This window comes from Pseudomonas sp. EGD-AK9, assembly GCF_000465935.2.
Lineage (GTDB): Bacteria > Pseudomonadota > Gammaproteobacteria > Pseudomonadales > Pseudomonadaceae > Aquipseudomonas.
This window is the reverse complement of sequence record NZ_AVOF01000395.1, coordinates 1-2683: the sequence shown is the minus strand read 5'-3', so window position 1 is coordinate 2683 and position 2683 is coordinate 1. Positions and strand designations below refer to the sequence as shown.

Below are 2683 nucleotides of genomic sequence, written 5' to 3'. Positions count from 1 at the left end.
GTGGTCTGGTAGGGCATGGCGGCCAAGCTGGCCCTGGCCGAGGTGCCGCTCAAACGCTTTCTCGACGAGGCGCTGATCCCCTACGAAGCGGACGAAGTCACCCGGCTGATCCTCGACCGCCACGACGCCGCCGCCTTCGCCCCGATCAGCCACCTGAGCGTGGGCGACCTGCGCGACTGGCTGCTGCTGGAGCGCACCGACAGCGCGCGCCTGGCCGCCGTGGCGCCGGGGCTGACGCCGGAGATGGTCGCCGCGGTGAGCAAGCTGATGCGCAACCAGGACCTGATCCTGGTGGCGAAGAAATGCCAGGTGGTCACCCGCTTTCGCAACACCCTGGGCCTGCCCGGTCATCTGGCCGTGCGCCTGCAGCCCAACCACCCCACCGACGACGTGCGCGGCATCGCCGCCAGCCTGCTCGACGGCCTGCTCTACGGCGCCGGCGACGCCTGCGTGGGCATCAACCCGGCGAGCGATTCGCTGCCGACCCTGATGCGCCTGTGGGAGATGCTGGACGAGGTGCGCCAGCACTTCGACATCCCCATGCAGAGCTGCGTGCTGACCCACGTCACCACGCAGATCCAGGCCATCGAGGCCGGCGCGCCGGTGGACCTGGTATTCCAGTCCATCGCCGGCAGCGAGGCGGCCAACGCCGGCTTCGGCGTGTCCCTGGCGATTCTGCGCGAGGCGCACGAGGCGGCGCTGTCGCTGGGCCGCGGCACGCTCGGCGACCACTGCATGTACTTCGAGACCGGCCAGGGCAGCGCGCTGTCGGCCGGTGGCCACCATGGCGTCGACCAGCAGACCTGCGAGGCCCGCGCCTACGCCGTGGCCCGCGAGTTCCGCCCGTTGCTGGTCAACAGCGTGGTCGGCTTCATCGGCCCGGAATACCTCTACGACGGCAAGCAGATCGTCCGCGCCGGCCTGGAGGATCACTTCTGCGCCAAGCTGCTGGGCCTGCCGATGGGCTGCGACGTGTGCTACACCAACCACGCCGAGGCCGACCAGGACGATATGGACAACCTGCTGACCCTGCTCGGCGCGGCCGGGATCAACTTCATCATGGGCATCCCCGGCGCCGACGACATCATGCTCAACTACCAGAGCACCTCGTTCCACGATGCCCTGTACCTGCGCAAGGTGCTGGGCCTGAAACGCGCCCCCGAGTTCGACGCCTGGCTGGCGCGCATGGCCATCACCGAACCCGGCGGCCGCCTGCGCGAGATCGGCCGCGGCCATCACCTGCTCAAGCAACTGCCGCAGATTTCCGGAGCCGCCTGATGAACGAGTCCGAGCCGGCCCAGGCCGGTATAGAGCTGGCCCAGGCCGAGGTGAAGCTGGCCCAGGCCAACCCCTGGGACGAGCTGCGCGCCCACACCTCGGCGCGTATCGCCCTCGGCCGCGTCGGCTGCAGCCTGCCCACCGCCGAGGTGCTCAGGTTCGGCCTGGCCCACGCCCAGGCGCGCGACGCCGTGCACCGCCCGCTGGACTTCGCCGAACTCAAGCAGCAGTTGCACGGCGCCGGGTTTCGTACGCTGAAGGTGCGCAGCAACGCCGAGGACCGCCAGAGCTACCTGCTGCGCCCGGATCACGGCCGCCACCTGCACGACGACTGCCGCGTGCAGCTGCAGCACGAGCTGCCGGCGCCTGAGCTGGCCATCGTCCTGGCCGACGGCCTGTCGGCCATCGCCGTGCAGCGCCACGCCCTGCCGCTGCTGCTGGCCTTTCGCGAACGCTTCGCCACCGACTGGGCCAATACCCCGGTGGTGCTCGCCGAGCAGGGTCGCGTGGCCATCGGCGACGGCATCGGCGAGGCACTGCGCGCGCGCCTGGTGATCGTCATGATCGGCGAACGCCCGGGACTGTCCTCGCCGGACAGCCTCGGCCTGTACCTGACCCACGCCCCGCGCATCGGCTGCCCGGACAGCGCGCGCAACTGCATCTCCAACGTGCGCCCCGAAGGCCTGCCCTACGCCCTGGCGGCGCACAAGCTCGACTACCTGACGCGCCAGGCGCTGCGCCTGCGACTGAGCGGGGTGCAGCTGAAGGACGACAGCACGCTGCAGGCACTGCCGCGCGCCTGACAAGGCGCCGGCGGCGGGTTAAGGTGAAGTTCCCCCACTTCAGAGGAACTCACCATGCCCTGGTACGCCTGGCTTATCCTGGCCCTGGCCTTGGGCTCCATCCTCGGCAGCCTGCTGCTGTTGCGCGACACGGCGAAGAAGCTGCCGCTGAGCGAGGAGCAGCTCAAACGCATCCGCGAGCGCAACGCCGAGCAGGATGCCAAGGATGCGCGCGAGCGCTAGCCTGGCGCTGCTGGCCCTGCTCGCCGGCTGCGCCGGGCAGGCGCCGCCGAGGACCGATGATGGCTGCAGCCAGGCCTTCGCCGCCTGGCAGAGCGCCAGCGCTGCCGCACGCGACAGCCGCTACCGCCTGATTGCGGGGTTTCCCGGCCTGCGCAGCGACCGCCTCGCCGCCGCATTGGGCGAGCAGGCGCACAGCGCCGAACAGCGCCGCCTGTGGCTGGCGCAGCTGGCCGCCAACGACCGCGACGCCCAGGCAGTGGAACAGGCGACGCTGGGCAGTGCGCCAAGCGCGGCACTGGAGACCTGCCGCCAGCGCCAGCAGGCCCGCCTGCTGACCGACGCCGCCGCCTTCGAGCGCCTGCGCCAGGCCGCCCGCGTCG

4 protein-coding genes are annotated in these 2683 nt (G+C 71.1%); all 4 read left to right on the top strand.

Going from position 1 to position 2683, the window contains the following annotated elements; all coding sequences use genetic code 11:
- The first annotated feature begins 15 nt into the window (after positions 1 to 15).
- The gene (locus N878_RS17090) at positions 16 to 1278 is read left to right on the top strand and encodes an ethanolamine ammonia-lyase subunit EutB (protein WP_021444816.1); all 1263 of its coding nucleotides are present in this window, start codon (positions 16 to 18) and stop codon (positions 1276 to 1278) included.
- Positions 1278 to 2081, top strand: coding sequence for an ethanolamine ammonia-lyase subunit EutC (eutC, locus tag N878_RS17085; RefSeq protein ID WP_021444815.1), 804 nt, complete (start codon positions 1278 to 1280; stop codon positions 2079 to 2081). Before N878_RS17090 ends, eutC begins: the two co-directional genes overlap by 1 nt.
- A gap of 54 nt (positions 2082 to 2135) precedes the next feature.
- Positions 2136 to 2303, top strand: a complete 168-nt coding sequence (locus N878_RS26910; protein WP_021444814.1) for a DUF2897 family protein — start codon at positions 2136 to 2138, stop codon at positions 2301 to 2303.
- Positions 2287 to 2683, top strand: a 397-nt coding sequence (locus N878_RS17080; protein ID WP_036988124.1) for a hypothetical protein, incomplete at its 3' end; no start/stop codon positions are given. The genes N878_RS26910 and N878_RS17080, both read left to right, overlap by 17 nt.

What these genes read in the sequence shown, in the direction of transcription:
- N878_RS26910 (WP_021444814.1), top strand. Translation starts at nt 2,136, where the DNA reads ATGCCCTGGTACGCCTGGCTTATCCTGGCCCTGGCCTTGGGCTCCATC.
- N878_RS17090 (WP_021444816.1), top strand. Translation starts at nt 16, where the DNA reads ATGGCGGCCAAGCTGGCCCTGGCCGAGGTGCCGCTCAAACGCTTTCTC.
- eutC (WP_021444815.1), top strand. Translation starts at nt 1,278, where the DNA reads ATGAACGAGTCCGAGCCGGCCCAGGCCGGTATAGAGCTGGCCCAGGCC.